Here is a 19611-nt window from a genome sequence, read left to right on the forward strand (position 1 = left end):
TGGGCTGCACGCGGATGGTTGGGTGCGACACAAATCCGTAGGAGCCGGCTTGCTGGCGCTTCGCTGGTGGCTGTTATGCCGCCATCGCTGGCAAGCCAGCTCCTACAGATTTTGGGCTGCACGCGGATTGTTGGGTGCGACACAAATCCGTAGGAGCCGGCTTGCTGGCGATTCGATGGTGGCCGTTATGCCGCCATCGCTGGCAAGCCAGCTCCTACAGGTTTTGGGCTGCATGCGGATTGTTGGGTACGACAAAAATCCGTAGGAGCCGGCTTGCTGGCGATTCGATGGTGGCCGTTATACCGCCATCGCTGGCAAGCCAGCTCCTACAGGTTTTGGGCTGCATGCGGATAGTTGGGTGCGACACAAATCCGTAGGAGCCGGCTTGCTGGCGATTCGATGGTGGCCGTTATGCCGCCATCGCTGGCAAGCCAGCTCCTACAGGTTTTGGGCTGCATGCGGATTGTGAGTTACGACACAAATCTGTAGGAGCCGGCTTGCTGGCGATTCGATGGTGGCCGTTATGCCGCCATCGCTGGCAAGCCAGCTCCTACAGGTTTTGGGCTGCATGCGGATTGTTGGTACGACACAAATCCGTAGGAGCCGGCTTGCTGGCGATTCGGTGGTGGCCGTTATGCCGCCATCGCTGGCAAGCCAGCTCCTACAGGTCTTGGGCTGCAGGCGGATTGTTGGGTACGACACAAATCCGTAGGAGCCGGCTTGCTGGCGATGCGGTAGTGGCCGTTATGCCGCCATCGCGGCAAGTCAGACGGGGCCGGTCAAGCCGTATGGCCACCCAGGTTTTCGGTAACCCAGTCGGCGATGTACTGACCCGCGTTGATACTGTTGTCAAAGCTCGAATGCTGCACACCACCTTCGCGTTCGGTAAAGATCTTCAGTTCACGTTTGGGGCTGTTGACCAGTTGCTCGTAAGTACGTTGTGCCCACTTCAGCGGGATCTGCGAATCCTTTTCACCGTGGGTCACCAGGAACGGCACCTTGATCCGATCCAGCACGCCGTCCAGGTGGACGTTTTCGGCAATGGCCATGAACTCCTCCATATCTTTTGCACCCCACACCCACTGCACGTGCGCCCAATAGTGCGGTACGGGGAAGCTGCCTTCTTTTTCCAGGCGACGCTTTTGCACATCGCGCCAGTCATGGTTCGCCCCCCACACCACACCGCAGGCAAACCGTGGCTCGAAGGCCACGGCGCGCGGGCAGTAATAGCCGCCGAGGGAAACACCCTCCAGGCCGATACGCTTGGCATCCACGTCGCTGCGGGTTTCCAGCCAGTCGACCACGCGGCTGGCCCAGTGCTCGCTGTCGTAGCGGGCAATCAGATTGTGCAGGCGCAGTGCTTCACCGGTGCCGGGCTGGTCGATGATCAACGACGAGACGCCGCGTTTTGCCAGCCAGGCCGGCAGGCCGACGCGGTATTTCATTTCCTTGGTCGAATCCAGTCCGTTGACCTGCACCAGGATCGGCGCCGGGCCGCTCACACCTTCGGCACGCACCAGCAAGCCGGAAATATGTTTGCCCTCGTAGGGGATTTCAACGCGCTCGCAGTTCTCCCGCGACAGTTCGATACCGCGTTTGAAAGTCTGCAAAAAACGCTGGTACAACTCGGTACGGCCCGGCGCGCCATGGGCCTGCAAGCGTTCGCAGGTCAGGTAATAGGTGGCGGCACGGTTGTATTTCTCACCGGCGGACAGCAGCCGGCCATTGCCTTCGTCTTCCTCGGCCAGGCCGCAGAGTTTGTCGGCCATCTTTGCCCAGGTTTCGCGAAACGCCTTGGTGCCAGCGGCGTCGGGCTGCTGGGCGGCTTCCTGCAGTGGCGCGCACATCTCTTCGATTTCGCCGATGCGGGCGCCCATCTCGATGGCCAGGTTGACTGAGAGATTCCACACGTAATTGGTCGGGAAATAACGGAACATGATTGTTGTTGTCCTTGTGGTTGCCTTGAGCGTTCAAGGCACGTTAAGGACGGCCCGGCTAATTGACCAATCGTGACTCGGGATGCGAGGTATCGCGAGCGGCGATAGGATCCTGTTCCAGGTGCTGGATGAATTCGCTGATGCGCTCGCGCAGCCAGCGGTGCATCGGGTCACCGTCCACGCTGCGGTGCCAGAGCATGACTTCGCGCATGACCGGAATCTTCACCGGCGGATTGAGGATGCGCAGCGGCAGGTGCTGGGCATACAACCGCGCCAGGCGCTGGTGCATGGTGGCGATGCGTTGGGTGCCGACGACCAGTTGCGGCAGGGTGTTGAAGTCGTTGGTGATCACTTCGATACGGCGGTTGAAGCCGTACTGGTTCATGAACCACTCTTCGATGCTCAAGTGCCGGGTGCGACCAAAACCGACGGAAACGTGGCCCATGTCCATGTATTGCTCAAGGGTCAGGCTGTCGCCGACCTGGGTATTGCCGGCCCACACCACGCAGACGTGTTCTTCCTCGAACAGCAGCTTGTGGGGATGGCCGTCGATGATGTAGCGCTCAGGCACGATCATCAGGTCGACCTCGCCGCGAATCAGCAACTCGCCGGAGTTGTCGCCGGGGCCGAGCATCTCGAACGTGATGTTCGGCGCTTCCTGATGGATCTTCTGGATCACCTGGGCAAACAGCACGCTGATCAGGTAATCCGAGGTCACCAGGCGGAAGTGGCGCTTGCTGGTGGTGGGGTCGAACACCGGCTTGGCGGTGATCGAGGATTGAATCGTCAGCAGCACTTCGCGGATCGGTTTGGCCAGCTCCTGGGCGTAGGGCGTGGGCTGCATCTTGCGCCCCACCTGCACCAGCAGTTCGTCTTCGAAATAGCTGCGCAGACGCCCGAGCACGCCACTGGTTGCGGACTGCGTCATGTGCAGGCGTTCGGCGGCACGGGTGATGTTCTGCTCTTCGAGCAATACATCGAGTGCCACCAGCAGATTGAGATCCAGGTGGTTGAAACGCATCAGGCATGTCCGCTGTTGTATTTATTTTCACGATACATTCCGGTGAATTGATCGTCCCGTCAACCCCGTCTTCACGCCTTCATCCTGCGCCTTCAGGTATCGCGTTTGCCGATAGGTCGCATCCCCACTCGCGATTAGTCAGCTGCCAAACCGCACGTCACTCTTCGCCGCAGTCGGACCTCTGGCCGACACCACCACCGGATTCCATGCGCAGCTGAACGGCCTGGTCGAGCAGTCTCCGGATCATAATTTCAATGGAGTGGTAAGCCATGAACATCATTGGCCTTGATGCCCTGATCTTTGGCGTCGATGACATCCAAGCCTGTACCGATTGCCTGCGTGACTACGGCCTTGCGCCGGTTGACGTCGACAGCGATGGCGGGCGTTTTGAAGCACTGGACGGCACGGCCGTGATCATCCGCCGTGCGGACGATCCGACCCTGCCAGCGGCCATCGGCCCGGCGCCGTCGATTCGCGAAACCGTCTACGGCGTTGCCAGCGTGGCGGACCTCGACGCCATCGAGGACGAGTTGGCGCGGGATCGCCAGGTCTCCCGGGAGAACGGCGTGCTGCACAGCGTCGACGACATGGGTTTTGCGATCGCTTTCCAGGTCACCGTGCGCAAGGCGTACGACGCCCCGGACGACCTGACCAACGCCGCCGGCCATGCGCCGCAGCGCCCGCTGAACCAGCCTGGCATCACCCTCGACATGAGCGCGGTGCCCCGCACCTTGTCCCACGTGGTGTATTTCGTCCCCGACGCGGCCAAGGCCGAAGCGTTCTACGCCGAGCGCCTGGGCTTTCGGACCACCGACACCTTTATCGGCGCCGGGCCGTTCATGCGCCCCGCAGGTTCCGATGATCACCATTGCCTGTTCATGATCCAGACCCCGCCGCACATGAAGGGCTGCGAGCATTTCACCTTTCACATGGGCAGCGGCACCGAAGTGCTGTTGGCCGGCACCCGCTTCGAGCAAAAGGGCTGGACCAGTTTCTGGGGCCCGGGCCGTCACCTCTTTGGCTCCAACTGGTTCTGGTACTTCAACAGTCCACTGGGTTGCCACATTGAATACGACGCCGACATGGACAAGCACGATGACGCCTGGGAGGCCCGGCGCGCGCCGTTGTCGGCGGATAACTCGCAGCTGTTCCTGTTCAATTCGAAGGCGAAATGGGCACCCGGCGGCCCGCCACCCAAACAGGGTTGAACACGGGGGTCTGCCATGAGCCAACGGGATTTTTACCTGTGCCTGATGGACGAACTGGTGGAAGGGCAGGCGCGCGGATTCGATCCATTGCAGCGCGGTAAAGACAGTGTCTTTGCCTTGGTGCACGACGGCCAGGTGCGGATTTATCGCAACAGTTGCCCGCATCTGGACGTACGCCTGGAGTACCGCAAGGACCGTTTTTTATCCGCCGACGGCCAGTTGATCGTCTGTTACGCCCACGGTGCGCAGTTTCTGCCGAGTACCGGTGAATGCGTCTACGGCCCCTGTCTTGGCCAGAAGCTGGAGGCGCTGGCGTGGCGGGTGGAGGAGGGCTGGCTGGTGCTGCAAATGCCCGGCATTGAAAGCGCGTCTCCCCGTTTTGAGGTATCGCGTTTGCAGATACATCGCATCCCTACTCGCGATTAGTCAAATCCCTGCTTTGCCGGGAAGCTGGACCCAACGACGCAGTGCCCGACGCTGCATCGAATCACAAGAATAACAAGTGAGAAAACCATGAGTGCAGTGAACAAAGTTCTGATCGTGGGCGGTGGCATTGGTGGTTTGTGCGCGGCCATCGCACTGCGGCGCAAGGGCATTGAGGTCGATCTGATCGAGCTCAAGTCAGAGTGGACGGTGTACGGCGTCGGGATCATCCAGCAAAGCAACGTGGTCCGCGAGATGGCCAAGCTGGGTGTGCTGGATGGGTATCTCGATGCGGCGTATGCCTTTGAAGACGTCGCCATCTACGGCCCGGCCGGCCAGCAACTGGCGCGCATCCCGGGTCAACGACTGGCAGGGCCTGCGTACCCGGCCAACGTCGGCATTTCACGCCTGGCGTTGCACAAGGTCCTCAGCGAAACGGCGCTGGAACTGGGCGCGCAGGTACGCCTGGGTCTCAGCGTGGAGTCCTTGAACGACACGGGCGACAGCGTCGATGTTCTATTCACCGATGGCACTGGCGCTGTGTACGACCTGGTGGTCGGCGCCGACGGTCTGTTCTCCAGAGTTCGCGACTTGATCTTCGGCGACACCTACACCCCGCGTTTCACCGGCCAGTCGGTGTGGCGCTACAACTTCCCGCGTGACCCGCAGATCGATCACCTCGCCAACTACCAGAGTGCCGAAGGCAACGCCGGCCTGGTGCCGCTGGCCGGTGACCTGATGTACCTGTTCCTCACGTCCCACGAACCGTCCAACCCATGGATGGACCCGGCGACGCTGGCCGAGCAGATGCGCCAGCGCCTGCAGGGTTTCACCGGCCTCATCGGCGAACTGCGTGAGCAAATCACCGACAGCAGCCAGGTGGTCTACAAGCCGATGGAAGTGGTCTTCGTCGACGAGTCCTGGTACCGCGGCCGCGTCCTGCTGATCGGCGACGCCGCCCACGCGACCACGCCGCACCTCGGCCAGGGCGCCGGCATGGCGATTGAAGATGCCATCGTGCTCAGCGAAGAACTGACCCGCGACGGCAGCGTCGAGCAACAGCTGCAGCGCTTCATGGCGCGCCGTTTCGAGCGCTGCAAGTTCATCAGCGAAAGCTCGGTGCTGGCCGGCGACAAGGAAATGCAGCACGACCGTGAGTTCGACCGCATCGGCCTGGTCAAGCAGATGCTCGCGCTGACGGCCGAGCCCATCTGATTCACCCACAGCAGTTACCACTATAAAAACAAGAGGTTAACGCGATGGTTAGTTCCACGACTGCGACGCCTGCGCGCCGCCCGGTCAGCACGTCTGCACCCTTTGGTTTCACCCTGGCCGCGGCCTTGGTGCTGTGCAGCCAGGCGGCCCATGCCTTTTCGGTGGATACCGGCAATCCGGATTTCAACCTGCGCTGGGATAACACCGTGAAGTACAGCGCCGCCTGGCGCACGCAGGATCCCAGCAGCAAACTGAGCGAGGGCCAGGTGGCACTCAACCAGGACGACGGCGACCGGGCCTTCAAGAAGGGCCTGATCTCCAACCGCACGGACATCCTTTCCGAGCTGGACATGTCGTTCAAGGACGTCGGCGCGCGCCTCAGTGGCGCCGCCTGGTACGACACCGAATACCAGCAGGACAACGATAACGACGACCCGGCACGGGCCAACGCCCGTTCCGTGGCCTACGACGAGTTCACCGACGACACCCGCCATCTGCATGGCGGTAAAGGCGAATTGCTCGATGCGTTCGTATACTGGAACGGCGAGCTGGCCGACCACGCCACGTCCGTGCGTGCCGGTCGCCACGGCTTGATCTGGGGCGAGAGCCTGTTCTTCGGGGCCAACGGCATTGCCGGTGGCATGGCGCCGGTCGACGTGGTGAAGGCGCAGTCGGTGCCCAACACCCAGTTCAAGGAAATCACCCGCCCGGTCAATCAGCTGTCGGGCACCTTCCAACTGACCGACGACGTGTCGCTCGGTGCCTTCTACCAGCTGGAATGGGAAGAGACCCGCCTGCCCGGTGCCGGCAGTTACTTCTCCACCAGCGACACCATTGGTGAAGGCAACGAACGCCTGATCGTGGGTGCGCCGTTTCCTCCGTTCCTCGGTGGTAATCCCGCCAGCCCGGCGGCGTTCTTCCATGGCAATGACAAGGAAGCGAAAAGTTCGGGGCAGGGCGGCCTGCAGTTGAAGTACAGCGCGGAAACGGTCGAGTACGGCCTGTACGCGATCCAGTACCACGACAAGACCCCCAAGCTGTACCTCAAGCCGTCTACCGGCACACCGAACTTCAGTACCGGCCAGATCGGCGAGTACTACTGGGTGTACCCGGAAGACATTCGCGCCTTTGGTGCCAGTTTCTCCACCACCGTCGATGAGTACAGCTTCGCCGGTGAAGCCTCGATGCGCTGGAACATGCCGCTGGTTTCCAACGGCCAGACCGTCCTGCCCGGCGTGGTCGCCGACAACGATGACGACGCCCTCTACGCGGTTGGCCGTACCGCCCACGTCAACCTCAACGTGCTGGCTTCGTTCGGGCCGAACTTCCTGGCCAGGGAATCGGGACTGGTCGGCGAGATCGCCTGGAACCGCCTGCTCAGCGTCACCAAAAACCGTGCCGCCCTCGACCCCAATGCCACCGACGACGGCCTCGGCTTCAAGGTGGTCTACACCCCGACCTACCGCCAGTTCTTCTCCGGCATCGACATCAGTATCCCGGTCGGCCTCAGCTACTTCCCCCTGGGCAAATCGGCGGTGGTCAGCTCCTTCGGCCCGGACAACGGCGGCGACATGAACATCGGCATCACCGCCACCTACCTGGATCGCGTCACCGCCGGCCTGACCTACACGCATTACTACGGCGCCGAGGACACCAACCTCAACGCCGCCAGCCAGTTCAATTACAAGCAATCGCTGAAAGACCGGGACTACCTGGCTTTCTCCGTCAAGACCACGTTTTAAGAGGACTTGCGCATGACCCACAACAAGAAAACCGCAGCCTTCACCCTCAAGGCCCTGGGCTTTGCACTGCTCGGTAGCCTGGCTCTGTGCAGCCAGCTGACGCTGGCGGCGACAGCGGAAGATGCCGCCAAACTGTCGAAAAACCTCACGCCTTTCGGGGCCGAGCGCGCCGGCAATGCCGACGGCTCCATCCCGGCCTGGGACGGTGGCTACACCAAGGTCGATCCTTCGTACAAGGAAGGCGGCAAGCGTTCCGATCCGTTCGCCGCGGACAAGCCGCTGTTCAGCATCACCTCGAAAAACCTCGCGCAATACGCCGACAAACTCAGCGATGGCACCAAGGAAATGTTCAAGCGTTTCCCGGACTCCTATCGCATCGACGTCTACCAGACCCGGCGCACCGCCGCCGCGCCGCAGTGGGTGTATGACAACACCCTGAAAAACGCCACCCGCGCCAAACTGGTCGACAGCAGCGCCGGCCCCGTGCCCGAAGGCGCCTTTGGCGGCATCCCGTTCCCGATCCCGCAGAACGGTGCCGAAGCCATGTGGAACCACGTGCTCAACTGGCGCGGCACCTCGGTGTCGATGCATTTCCGTCACTACCTGATGACCGCCGATGGCAAGCAGGTCATGACCACCGACGGCCAGGCCATCCAGGAGATGCCGTATTACTACAAGGAAGGCACGCCTGAGTCGTTTGCCGGTGACTACTGGCTGTTCCGCCTGCTCAACGTCGGGCCACCGTTGCGTGCCGGCGAGCAGATCATGGGCCGCACCAACATCAACGGCGACCTGTCCCAGGCCCACGTTTACCTGACCGGGCAACGTCGTGTGCGCAAGCTGCCGAATGCCTGCTGCGATACGCCGACACCGGCGACCGCCGGGGTGATGTCGTTCGACGAATTGAGCGTGTTCCAGGGCCGCATGGACCGCTTCAACTGGAAGCTGGTGGGCAAGCAGGAGATGTACATCCCCTACAACACCAACAAAGTGCAAGCCGCCGCCAAACCTGAAGACCTGTTCCTGCCCCACCACATGAACCCCGATTACGTGCGTTGGGAATTGCACCGGGTCTGGGTGGTCGAGGCCGACCTGGCACCGGGCAAGCGTCATCAGTTGCCGAAGGGCCGTTACTACCTCGATGAAGACACCTGGCAAGCCATGCTGGGCGACCGCTGGGACGCCAACGGCCAACTGGCCAAGACCCTGTGGTCGTTGCCGGCGGTGATGCCGGACCTGCCTGCGCAAGCGCAACTGTCCTCGGGCTTCTACGACCTGACCTCCGGCGCCTGGTTCATCCAGAACGTCTACACCGGCCTGCCTGAGCAGTACGGCATGGTGGATCGCTACAGGGCCTCCGAGTTCTCGCCGGCGGCGATGGCGGGTGCCGGGGTTCGCTGAGTCAGACCGGATCGCGGCTAGCCTGGCGTGATCCGGTTTCAAACGGTTTTTCGAGGTTGGTATGAACAGATTCTGTCAGGTGGTTGGTCGACTGATGTGGCTTGTGGCGCTGCCTCTGGCATTGCCGTTGAGCCTGGTGCAGGCCGCCGAGGTGGGCGATGCGCTCTCTACGCCGGCCATGCAGGCGCCGCAAGCCAAGTCCGCGGTGCTGCTGGACCTGGCCCGTGCGGGTGCGCGGCTGGTGGCGGTAGGGGAGCGGGGTATCGTGCTGCTGTCCGATGACAACGGCATGAGTTGGCGGCAGGCCGAGGTGCCGGTTTCGGTCAGCCTGACGTCGGTGCAATTTGTCGATGCCAACACAGGCTGGGCCGTGGGTCATGGCGGTGTCGTGCTGGCCTCTCGTGACGGGGGCGAGCACTGGACCATGCAGCTGGACGGCCTGCGTGCGGCACAACTTGAGCTGGACGCCGCCAAAGCGCAATTGCCTTCGGCCAGCGACCAGGATGCCGCCGCCGCGCGGGTGCAAACGGCTGAACGGCTGGCCGGCGAGGGTGCCGACAAGCCGTTTCTCGCCCTACAGTTCGTCGATGCCCGGCATGGCCTGATCGTGGGAGCGTACGGCCTGGCCTTTCGCACCGACGACGGCGGCACCACCTGGCAATCCGTCATGGGGCAAATCGATAACCCGATGGGCGCGCACTTGTCTGCCATCGCGCAACAGGGAACGCACTGGTTCCTGGCCGGCGAGCAGGGTTACCTCGCTCGCTCGAACGATGCCAGCCAGTCATTCACCCAGCTGCAAAGCCCTTACGCGGGAAGTTTTTTCACCCTGCAAATGCGCGATGACGGTGTGCTGCTGGTGGCTGGCTTGAAGGGCAACGCGTTTGCCTCCAGCGACCTGGGCGAGAGCTTCCAGCCCGCGCCGGTGACTATGCCGGTGTCGTTCAGCGATGCGATCCGCACCGATGACGGCCAGTTGCTGCTGGTCAACCAGAGCGGCGCCCTGTTTCGCACCAACAGCCAGCCCGGCGCATTGCTCAAGCCCTTTGGCAAACCGCTCGACAAGCCCGTTGCCAGTGTTGTCCAGGCCGCCGACGGCAGCCTGACGCTGGCGGGTTTCACCGGGTTGACGCGCATCTCGCCGTCAATCGCTACCGCTTCGGAGTGAGGTTATGAAGTCTTTCGACAACGCCACGGCCAGCCTGGCGAATTTCGATCCGCGCTCCGGTTCGGTGGTGGAACGCACGCTGTTCAACCACCGCCTGTGGGTGCTGTTGGTGTGTGTGCTGACCACCCTGGTGCTCGGCTATCAAGCCACCCGTATCGAGCTCAACGCCAGCTTTGAAAAGATGATCCCCACGCAGCAACCGTACATTGCCAACTACCTTGAGCACCAGAAACAGCTCACCGGCCTGGGCAATGCCTTGCGCATCGTGGTCGCCAACCGTCACGGCGATATCTACGACGCCGAATACCTGAAAACCCTGCAGGCCCTGAGCGACCAACTCTACCTGCTGCCAGGCGTTGACCGGGCGTACATGAAGTCGCTGTGGACTCCGGCCACCCGCTGGGTCGCCGTGACCGAAGACGGCCTCGACGGCGGCCCGGTAATTCCGGATGACTACAGCGGCAGCGCCGCCAACCTCGAAGCACTGCGGCGCAATGTGCAGCGCTCCAATGAACTCGGGCAACTGGTGGCGTTCGACCAGACCTCGAGCATCATCTACGTGCCGTTGCTGGCCGCCACGACCGACGGCAAGCCGCTGGATTACTCGGTGCTTTCTGAACAGCTGGAGACCCTGCGCAGCACTTATCAAAACGCCAACATCGACATTCACATCACCGGTTTCGCGAAAAAAGTCGGCGACCTGATTGCCGGCCTGAAGCAGATCCTGCTGTTTTTCGCCGTCGCGATCCTGATCACCACCGCCGTGCTGTTCTGGTACACCCGCTGCCTGCGCAGCACCGTACTGGTGGTGCTGTGCTCGCTGGTGGCGGTGGTCTGGCAGCTCGGTTTGCTGCCCTTGCTGGACTACCAACTGGACCCGTACTCGGTGCTGGTGCCGTTCCTGGTGTTTGCCATCGGCATGAGCCACGGCGCGCAGAAAATGAACGGCATCATGCAGGACATCGGCCGGGGCATGCACCGGGTGGTGGCGGCGCGATTCACTTTCCGCCGGCTGTTCCTCGCCGGCCTCACGGCGCTGCTGTGTGATGCCGTGGGTTTTGCGGTGCTGATGCTGATCAAGATCCAGGTCATTCAAGACCTCGCGGTGATCGCCAGCATCGGCGTGGCAGTGTTGATCTTCACCAACCTGATCCTGCTGCCGGTGTTGCTCTCCTATGTCGGCGTGACACCGCGCGCGGCGCAACTGAGCCTGAAGAGCGAACAGGCCGAACAAAGCGGTCAGACGCGCCATGCCTTCTGGCGTTTTCTCGACCTGTTCACCCATCGTCGCTGGGCCAGCCTGTGCATCGCCATCAGCCTGGCGCTGGCGGCGCTCGGTTTTGTGGTCAGCCTGCAACTGAAAATCGGCGACCTCGACGCCGGTGCGCCGGAGCTGCGTGCGGACTCGCGCTACAACCAGGACGATGCCTACCTGACCCGTCATTACGGCGCCAGCAGCGACCTGTTCGCGGTGATGGTGAAAACCCCGGCCAGCAGCTGTGCGCGCTATGACATCCTGGCCAAGGTCGATGCCCTGGACTGGCAACTGCGCGCCTTGCCGGGGGTGGACTCGACCAACTCGCTGGCGTTGCTCAACCGGCGCATGCTGGTCGGCCTCAGTGAAGGCAACCCCAAGTGGTACGAGCTGCAGAACAACCAGGCGATGCTCAACATGATCACCGCCAGTGCACCGCGCGGCTTGTACAACGAAGACTGCAGCCTGTTGACCTTGTATGCCTACCTCACCGACCACAAGGCCGAGACGCTGACCCGCCTGGTCGAGCACGTGGAAAAATTTGCCGCGGCGAATAATACCGACGAGGTGCAATTCCTCCTGGCCGCGGGTAACGCCGGCATCGAGGCGGCGACCAATATCGTGGTCAAGCAGGCCAACCGCGAGATGCTTGTCTGGGTCTACGGCGCGGTGATCCTGCTGTGCCTGATCACCTTCCGCTCCTGGCGCGCGACGCTGTGCGCGGTGATTCCGCTGATGCTCACTTCCATCCTCTGCGAAGCCTTGATGGTCTGGCTGAACATTGGCGTGAAAGTCGCCACGCTGCCGGTCATCGCCCTGGGCGTCGGCATCGGCGTCGACTATGCGCTGTACGTGATGAGCATCCTCCTGGGGCATCTGCGCCAGGGAGCGAGCCTGTCCGAAGCCTATTACCGCGCCCTGGTGTCCACCGGCAAGGTGGTGATGCTGACCGGCATCACCCTGGCCATCGGTGTCGCGACCTGGACGTTTTCACCGATCAAGTTCCAGGCCGACATGGGCGTGCTGCTGGCCTTCATGTTCGTCTGGAACATGGTTGGCGCCTTGGTATTGCTGCCTGCGCTGGCGTACTTCCTGTTGCCCGCGCGTAGCGAGGCGCAGGGGCCAGTGACGGTGCGTAATGTCGCGGGTTCCGAGACGGCGGTGGTAGCCAACGTTCCACACCTGCGCATCAAGGAGCAGTGCCATGGTCGCTAACGCCTTTGTAGAAAACTCCACCCGAAAGGCCGGATGGGCGCAGTCGCTGTTGTTGCTGCTGGGCAGTTGTCTGCCGGTGCTGGGCGCGGTACTGCTGGCCCCGGTACTGCCGCGGATGCAGGCGCATTTCGCCGACGTGCCCGGCAGCAGCGTACTGGTGCCTGTGGTGTTGACCTTGCCGGCCTTGGTGATTGCCCTGCTGGCGCCGTTCGCCGGGGTGATCGCCGATCGCCTGGGGCGCAAGCCGTTGCTGCTGGCCAGCATGTCGCTGTACGTGCTCTGCGGCGTGCTGCCGCTGTGGCTCGACTCGCTGCCGGCGATCGTGCTCAGCCGTGCGGGCATCGGTCTGGCCGAGGCGGGCATCATGACCTGCTGCACCACGCTGATGGGCGACTACTACAGCGGCGCCCGGCGTGAGCGCCTGTTTGCCTTGCAGATGGTCGCCACCTCGTTGTCGGCGGCGGTGTTTATCGCGCTGGGTGGCTTCCTCGGGCAAAACGACTGGCGCACGCCCTTTGCGCTGTACGCCGTGGGCCTGGTTTTCCTGCCGCTGATGGCCTGGAAACTGTGGGAGCCACAGGCCGCTGCGCAACCCGGACCAACCACCCAGCCGCTGCCCGCCGGCCAGTTTCCGTGGCGCGCGCTCACGCCCCTGTATGGGCTGTCGCTGTTGGCGGGTTTGAGCCTGTTTATCGTACCGGTGCAGGCCGGATACCTGCTCAACCTGCTGCACGTGGATGCCCCGCAACAGATCGGTATGACCATGGGCGCCAATCAACTGGGCGTGCTCATTGGCGCGTTGAGTTTTCGCCTGTTCAGCGGGATGCGTGGGCAGCACATGCTGCTGATCGCCTACGTGCTGGCGGGCAGCGGCGGGTTGCTGATGGCGGACGCCTTGACCCATGTGCAGGTCGTGGTCGCCGTGACCATCAATGGCCTGGGCATTGGCCTGATGCTGCCGACGTTGATCACCTGGATCATGGCGCAAGTCAATTTTCATCAACGCGGGCGGGCGGCCGGGTGTTTTACCGCGGCCATCTTCGCCGGCGAATTCATCAGCCCCCTGGTGGTGCTCGGAGTGACCGGTGGCGTCGTCACTGCGCTACCCCATGCGTTGGCCATTGTCGGTGGCCTGCAACTGTTGGTGGCGGTGTTCTGCCTGGCCGTACCTCGGCTCGGTGGCCTGTTGCCCCACGCGAATGTTGTTGTCGGTGGCACCACCACCGGCGACGGAAAGTGAACGAGGATTTCCCATGCAAACGCTTCCTGAATTCAAACGAGTGGTCACCGGGCACGATGAACATGGCCAGGCCATCGTCGCCAGCAACGGGCCGACGCCGAACGTGTTCCCGCTGGCGTCGGTACCGGGCACGGTGTTTCATGAACTGTGGAACAGCAGCACCAGCCCGGCGTTGCTCGACAACGCCAGTGATCCCAGCAGCAAACCCCTGCAACTGAGCCCCGGCCCCCTGGGTAGCGTGATTCGGGTGGTGGATATTCCACCGGACAGCGTGCAGAACCAGGTCAGCGCTGAAAGTGCCGCGGCAGTGTTCGCCGAAATTGGCCAATCCCACGCTGGCACGGGCAAAGCCGACTCCCGGCACAAGTTGATGCACCGCACCGAAACCCTCGACTACGGCATCGTCACCGAGGGTGAAGTGTGGCTGGTACTGGACGAGGAAGAAGTGCACCTCAAGCGCGGCGACGTCGTGGTGCAACGCGGCACCAACCATGCCTGGAGCAACCGCACCGAAGCGATGGCGCGCATGGTCTTCATCCTGCTCGACGGACGCTTCGCGGCTGAGTTGAGCCTTGCCCAAGGAGCATCCGCATGAAACTCGCCACCCTGAAAAACGCCAGTCGTGATGGACAGCTCGTCGTGGTCTCGCGGGATCTCGCCTGGGCACTGGACGCCAGTTCCGTGGCGCCGACCTTGCAGCAGGCCATCGAGAACTGGAGCAGCGTCGAGCCGCGCTTGCAGGCGCTGTCGAGTGAGTTGAATGCGGGCACAGCGGCAAACGCTTTCGCATTCGACCCCGCCCAAGCCATGGCGCCGTTGCCCCGCGCCTATCAGTGGTGCGACGGCTCCGCTTTCCTCAGCCACGGTGCGCTGATGCAGAAAGCGTTCAACCTCGACCCCATCGACGGCGTCGAACACACACCGTTGATGTACCAGGGCGCCGGTGACGATTTCATCGGCCCGCGCGACGACATCGCGTTGCCGAGCGAGAGCCAGGGCATCGACTTCGAAGGCGAATTCGTCGTGCTGGTGGATGAGGTGTCGATGGGCTGCGACGCGCAACAGGCGCTGCAGCACATCAAGCTGATCCTGCAAATCAACGACGTCAGTTTGCGCGCCCTGGCCCCCCGGGAAATGCGCACGGGCTTCGGTTTCCTCCAGGCCAAACCCTCGTCCAGCTTCGCCCCGCTGGCCATTACCCCGGACGAATTGGGTGACGCCTGGCGCGACGGTCGCGTGCATCTGCCTTTGCAGGTGCACTGGAATGGCCAATGGTTCGGTCAGCCCCACGGCGGCCAGATGAATTTCAACTTTGGCCAGTTGATCGCCCATGCCGCGCTGACTCGCCGGTTGGGCGCTGGCACCCTGATCGGTTCCGGCACCGTGTCGAATGCCGAACGCAGTGCCGGGTCGGCCTGCATCGCCGAGCGTCGCGCCATCGAGATGATCGAGCAGGGCGCCGCGCAAACCGGCTTCATGCGCTTTGGCGACCGCGTGCACATGGACGTCCTGGATAACGATGGCCAGTCGTTGTTCGGCGCGATCGATCAACGTGTCGTTCAGGCCCAGGGCTGAGGGGCGCTCTATGCGAGTGTTGATTACCGGAGCCAATGGTTTTGTCGGACGAGAGCTGGTGCGTTGCCTGCTGGCGCGGGGCAGTTTGCGCGGCCAGCACATTGGTTCGTTGTTGGTGCTGGACAGGGACTTGCAGGGTTTGCCGGATGACGCCCGTCTGCGCCGTCATTTCGGCAGCGTGACCGATCCCGCACTGATGCGCCGGGTGTTGGCCGACGGCATCGACGTGGTGTTCCATCTGGTCAGCATTCCCGGAGGCGCGGCTGAAGAGCAGTACGAACTGGGCTATCAGGTCAACCTGCTGGCCAGCCTGGAACTGCTCAACCAACTGCGCAACAAAAGCCAGCCACCGGTCCTGGTGTACGCCAGCAGCGTCGCGGTGTACGGCGGTCATCTGCCGGAACGCATGAGCGAGGCCGCCGAGCTGCGCCCGCAATTGTCCTATGGCACGCACAAGGCCATGGTCGAAAGCGCCGTGAGCGACCTGGCCCGGCGCGGCGATGTCGACGGTCGTGCGTTGCGCCTGCCGGGCATCGTCGCCCGGCCCCGTGAGCCCAATGGCTTGCGGTCGGCGTTCATGAGCGACCTGATGCGCGCGTTTGCCGAGGGTGAAGCCTATCAATGCCCGGTCTCGCCAGAGGCGACGGCCTGGTGGATGTCGGCGCGCTGCTGTGTGAACAACCTGATCCACGCGGCCGAGCTCGATGGCGCCGTGCTCGGGGCTCAGCGGGTCTGGCAATTGCCGGTGTTGCAGTTGTCCATCGCCCAGGTGATCGACGCACTGGCCGAGCGTTATGGACAGGAGCGCCGCAGGCTGATCAGTTTTTCCCCCGACGCCGGGCTGGAAGCCTTGTTCGGGCGCATGCCCCCCCTGAAAACCCCACAAGCCCGTGCCGCCGGCTTCAGCCATGACCGCAATGCTGCCGCGCTGGTGCGCAATGCCCTTAACCCCGCGGCCCCCCGACACCTGCCGCTGACCGGAGAGACCTTTCATGTCACAGCCAACCAAGCCTAAACGTCGTCTCGTCGACCTCTCGGTCACCCTCGACAACAACCCCTACACCGATCCGCCACCGTTGCTGCCGAAGATCGATTACATGGATCACCAGCAAGGCTGGCCGGAAATGGCGGCGATGTTCCCCGGCTTGCAGCTCGAACAGATGCCGGGCAATGAATCCTGGGCCGCCGAACGACTGCACATCACCACCCACAGCGGCACGCACATGGACGCGCCCTGGCATTACGCCTCGACCACCGATGGCGGTCAGCCGGCCTTTGGCATCGATGAGTTGCCGCTGGATTGGTGCCTGCAACCGGGGGTGAAGCTGGACTTTCGGCACATGGCGGACGGTCATGTGGTGACCGCCGACGAGATCGAAGCGGAGCTGGCGCGTATCGGCCACGTGTTGCGGCCGCTGGATATCGTGCTGATCAACACCCGTGCCGGCGCGTTGTTCGGCCAGCCGGGGTATCTGGATGCCGGCGTCGGCATCGGCCGTGAAGCCACGATGTATCTGCTGGAGCGTGGGGTGCGGGTGGTCGGTACCGATGCCTGGAGCTGGGACGCCCCCTTCAAATACACCCGCGAGCGTTTTGCCGCCGACGGCGATGCCTCGATCATCTGGGAAGGGCACAAGGCCGGGCGCGATATCGGTTATGGGCAAATGGAAAAGCTCGCCAACCTGGAATCCTTGCCGGCCAGTGGATTTCTGGTGTCGTGTTTCCCCTACAAGATCAAGCATGCTTCGGCGGGGTTTGTTCGCGCGGTGGCGATCTTCGAAGAGTAAGCCGCGCTGGAAACCCTCCTCGATCAACACAATAAGAGAGAACACATGCCTCTTTTGCGTCTGCCTCAAACCTTACTGACGGCCGTGCTGGCAGTGAGTAGCAGCCTGGCCATGGCGGCCAGCGCCGACTCGGCAAAGCCCAATATCCTGCTGATCGTGGCCGATGACCTGGGGTATTCCGACCTGGGCAGCTATGGCGGCGAAATCAATACGCCCACCCTGGATCAACTGGCCAGGGATGGTTTGCAGTTCACCAACCTGTACGCCGCGCCGACCTGTTCGATCACCCGCTCGATGCTGATGTCCGGCACGGACAACCACCTCGCCGGACTCGGCACCATGGCGGAAGCCCTGCAACCCTTTCAACGGGGCAAGCCGGGTTACGAGGGCTATCTGAACCAGCGTTCCTATTCGATCGCCGAACTGCTGAAACAGGGCGGCTACAGCACCCTCATGGTCGGCAAATGGCACCTGGGTCTGGAGACGGACCAGGGACCGGATCAGCGCGGCTTCGAGCAGTCGTTTACCTTGCTGGAGGGCGGTTCGTCGCACTTCAAACCCGCCAGTGTCGACCCGGCCAGGATCGAACAAGTGCACTATCGGGAAAACGGCAAGGCCGTGGAGTTGCCGGAGAATTTCTATTCCTCGGACTTCTACACCGACAAACTGATCAGCTACCTGCAAAACAGCCAGAAGGACGGCAAGCCGTTTTTCGCCTATGCGGCGTTCACCTCGCCGCACTGGCCGCTGCAAGCACCGAAGGAGTACCTGGACAAGTACAAAGGTCGGTTTGACCAAGGCTATGACAGCGTACGGCTGGCGCGGATCGAACGGATGAAAAAACTCGGCCTGATGGCGGGCGATGCCCAACCGGCGAAGCCGCTACCGGTGAATCCCAAGCTGCCGGGCTGGGAGCAACTGAGCCCTGAGCAGCAAAAGGTCGAGGCGCGGAAGATGGAAATCTACGCCGCCATGGTCGACAACCTCGACCATAACATTGGCCGCCTGGTTGATTACCTGCGGCAAAGTGGACAGTACGACAACACGCTGATCGTGTTCATGTCGGACAACGGCGCGGCAGGGGAGAACCACGCCCAGTTCTATCCACCGGGCCCACACACCGACAATAGCTATGCCAACCTCGGGCAGAAGGGTTCACAGATCGACTATGGCCTGCGCTGGGCTGAAGTCAGCGCGGCACCTTTCCACCTGTTCAAAGGCACCACCGCAGAAGGCGGCATCAGCGTGCCGGCGATCGTTCAACTGCCCAAGTCACTGCGTCGCCAGGGTGTGGAACGCGGGGTTGCGCGGGTGGATGACCTGGCGCCGACCTTCCTCGAGCTGGCGGGTATCGAAGCGCCAACGGACGCAGGTAAACACCCGATTACCGGCAAATCCATGCTGCCGATGCTTGCCGGCAAGGGCAGCCCGCACATTGACGATAGCCTGGCCGGCGAGCTGTTTGGCAATGCCTATTACCGCGAGGGAAACCTGAAACTGCTAGGCATGCGCCCCCAGGCAGGTTTTGGCGATAACGCGCAGCCGCCGCAATGGCAATTGTTCGATCTGGCCCAGGATCGCGGCGAAACCACCGACCTGGCGGCCGCCCAACCCGAGAGGGTGCAACGGCTCAAGGCTGCCTGGTTGAAGTATGCCGAGCGGGTCGGCGTGGTGTTCCCACCGCATTGACCGGGTTGCCCTCATGCACCCGTACGGATGCATGAGGGCAGACACTTTTCCTGACGGTCAGCCAAGCTGTTGCAAAACGGCACGCTGAAAACCTACTCGGGCTACCCCCCCACGGTATGCCGACCACCAACGCCGACTTGCTCGCTTTCGTCAGGAGTCAAGTAGCTGCAGGGGCAGATGCACACATCTGTAGGAGCCGGCTTGCCGGCGATGGTGGTGGGTCAGGCGATGGAGATGTTGGCTGTGCCGGCCTCTTCGCTGGCAAGCCAGCTCCTACAGGTTTGTCGGGTGTTGCCGGGAATTGCGACTGGCGGTGATCCCTGTAGGAGCCGGCTTGCCGGCGAAGGCGGTGTGTCAGGCGATGGAGATGTTGGCTGTGCCGGCCTCTTCGCTGGCAAGCCAGCTCCTACAGGTTTGTCGGGTGTTGCCGGGAATTGCGTCTGGCGGTGACCCCCTGTAGGAGCCGGCTTGCCGGCGAAGGCGGTGTGTCAGATGAAGGAGATGTTAGCTGTGCCGGCCTCTTCGCTGGCAAGCCAGCGCCTACAGTTTTGTCGGGTGTTGCCGGGAATCGCGTCTGGCGGTGATCCCTGTAGGAGCCGGCTTGCCGGCGAAGGCGGTGGGTCAGGCGATGGAGATGTTAGCTGTGCCGGCCTCTTCGCTGGCAAGCCAGCTCCTATGTATGGACTCGCCCCCACTGTCTACCCGCTTTTAAAAAACCGTCGCCCCGTTGCATCC

General features: G+C 62.6%; 15 protein-coding genes and 1 pseudogene. 14 read left to right on the forward strand and 2 right to left on the reverse strand.

Annotated elements, in window-relative coordinates; all coding sequences use genetic code 11:
- Positions 1 to 779: 779 nt before the first annotated feature.
- Positions 780 to 1937 carry an alpha/beta hydrolase family protein gene (locus tag ACM6I6_RS19995; RefSeq protein ID WP_274077845.1) on the reverse strand — a complete coding sequence of 386 codons (1158 nt, stop codon included), beginning with the start codon at positions 1935 to 1937 and terminating at the stop codon, positions 780 to 782.
- 58 nt (positions 1938 to 1995) lie between these two features.
- Positions 1996 to 2958: a LysR family transcriptional regulator gene (locus ACM6I6_RS20000; RefSeq protein ID WP_274077844.1), complete on the reverse strand. Its 963-nt coding sequence runs from the start codon at positions 2956 to 2958 to the stop codon at positions 1996 to 1998.
- Between the two features lie 269 nt (positions 2959 to 3227).
- On the opposite strand from ACM6I6_RS20000, the gene ACM6I6_RS20005 reads away from it, so the two are divergent.
- The 14 genes and pseudogenes from ACM6I6_RS20005 to ACM6I6_RS20070 all read left to right on the forward strand — a co-directional run.
- The gene (locus tag ACM6I6_RS20005) at positions 3228 to 4166 is read left to right on the forward strand and encodes a VOC family protein (RefSeq protein WP_274077843.1); all 939 of its coding nucleotides are present in this window, start codon (positions 3228 to 3230) and stop codon (positions 4164 to 4166) included.
- Between the two features lie 15 nt (positions 4167 to 4181).
- On the forward strand, positions 4182 to 4592 hold the full coding sequence (locus ACM6I6_RS20010; protein ID WP_323628487.1) for a Rieske (2Fe-2S) protein: 411 nt from the start codon (positions 4182 to 4184) through the stop codon (positions 4590 to 4592).
- An 87-nt stretch (positions 4593 to 4679) separates the two neighbouring features.
- Complete coding sequence (locus tag ACM6I6_RS20015; protein WP_323609046.1) at positions 4680 to 5804, forward strand: FAD-dependent oxidoreductase; 1125 nt, start codon at positions 4680 to 4682, stop codon at positions 5802 to 5804.
- A 44-nt stretch (positions 5805 to 5848) separates the two neighbouring features.
- Positions 5849 to 7546 carry a DUF1302 domain-containing protein gene (locus ACM6I6_RS20020; protein ID WP_406592883.1) on the forward strand — a complete coding sequence of 566 codons (1698 nt, stop codon included), beginning with the start codon at positions 5849 to 5851 and terminating at the stop codon, positions 7544 to 7546.
- 12 nt (positions 7547 to 7558) lie between these two features.
- On the forward strand, positions 7559 to 8947 hold the full coding sequence (locus tag ACM6I6_RS20025; RefSeq protein ID WP_406592882.1) for a DUF1329 domain-containing protein: 1389 nt from the start codon (positions 7559 to 7561) through the stop codon (positions 8945 to 8947).
- Between the two features lie 61 nt (positions 8948 to 9008).
- Positions 9009 to 10115: a WD40/YVTN/BNR-like repeat-containing protein gene (locus ACM6I6_RS20030; protein ID WP_414920605.1), complete on the forward strand. Its 1107-nt coding sequence runs from the start codon at positions 9009 to 9011 to the stop codon at positions 10113 to 10115.
- Positions 10116 to 10119: 4 nt separating this feature from the next.
- Complete coding sequence (locus ACM6I6_RS20035; protein ID WP_414920606.1) at positions 10120 to 12585, forward strand: efflux RND transporter permease subunit; 2466 nt, start codon at positions 10120 to 10122, stop codon at positions 12583 to 12585.
- On the forward strand, positions 12575 to 13825 hold the full coding sequence (locus tag ACM6I6_RS20040) for an MFS transporter (protein ID WP_414920607.1): 1251 nt from the start codon (positions 12575 to 12577) through the stop codon (positions 13823 to 13825). Before ACM6I6_RS20035 ends, ACM6I6_RS20040 begins: the two co-directional genes overlap by 11 nt.
- A gap of 13 nt (positions 13826 to 13838) precedes the next feature.
- Positions 13839 to 14420: a cupin domain-containing protein gene (locus tag ACM6I6_RS20045; protein WP_414920608.1), complete on the forward strand. Its 582-nt coding sequence runs from the start codon at positions 13839 to 13841 to the stop codon at positions 14418 to 14420.
- Complete coding sequence (locus tag ACM6I6_RS20050) at positions 14417 to 15400, forward strand: fumarylacetoacetate hydrolase family protein (protein WP_323609052.1); 984 nt, start codon at positions 14417 to 14419, stop codon at positions 15398 to 15400. Before ACM6I6_RS20045 ends, ACM6I6_RS20050 begins: the two co-directional genes overlap by 4 nt.
- Positions 15401 to 15410: 10 nt before the next feature.
- Positions 15411 to 16415 carry an NAD-dependent epimerase/dehydratase family protein gene (locus ACM6I6_RS20055; RefSeq protein ID WP_274077833.1) on the forward strand — a complete coding sequence of 335 codons (1005 nt, stop codon included), beginning with the start codon at positions 15411 to 15413 and terminating at the stop codon, positions 16413 to 16415.
- On the forward strand, positions 16393 to 17187 hold the full coding sequence (locus ACM6I6_RS20060) for a cyclase family protein (RefSeq protein WP_274077832.1): 795 nt from the start codon (positions 16393 to 16395) through the stop codon (positions 17185 to 17187). Before ACM6I6_RS20055 ends, ACM6I6_RS20060 begins: the two co-directional genes overlap by 23 nt.
- Before the next feature lie 45 nt (positions 17188 to 17232).
- Entirely contained in the window at positions 17233 to 18876 is a 1644-nt protein-coding gene (locus ACM6I6_RS20065) for an arylsulfatase (protein WP_414920609.1), read from the forward strand.
- A 57-nt stretch (positions 18877 to 18933) separates the two neighbouring features.
- Positions 18934 to 19031, forward strand: a pseudogene (locus ACM6I6_RS20070) (alpha/beta hydrolase); the annotation flags it as partial.
- Between the last annotated feature and the right edge of the window lie 580 nt (positions 19032 to 19611).

The sequence above is a fragment of the Pseudomonas sp. IT-P218 genome, assembly GCF_949767605.1.
Classification (GTDB): Bacteria; Pseudomonadota; Gammaproteobacteria; order Pseudomonadales; family Pseudomonadaceae; genus Aquipseudomonas; species Aquipseudomonas putida_AE.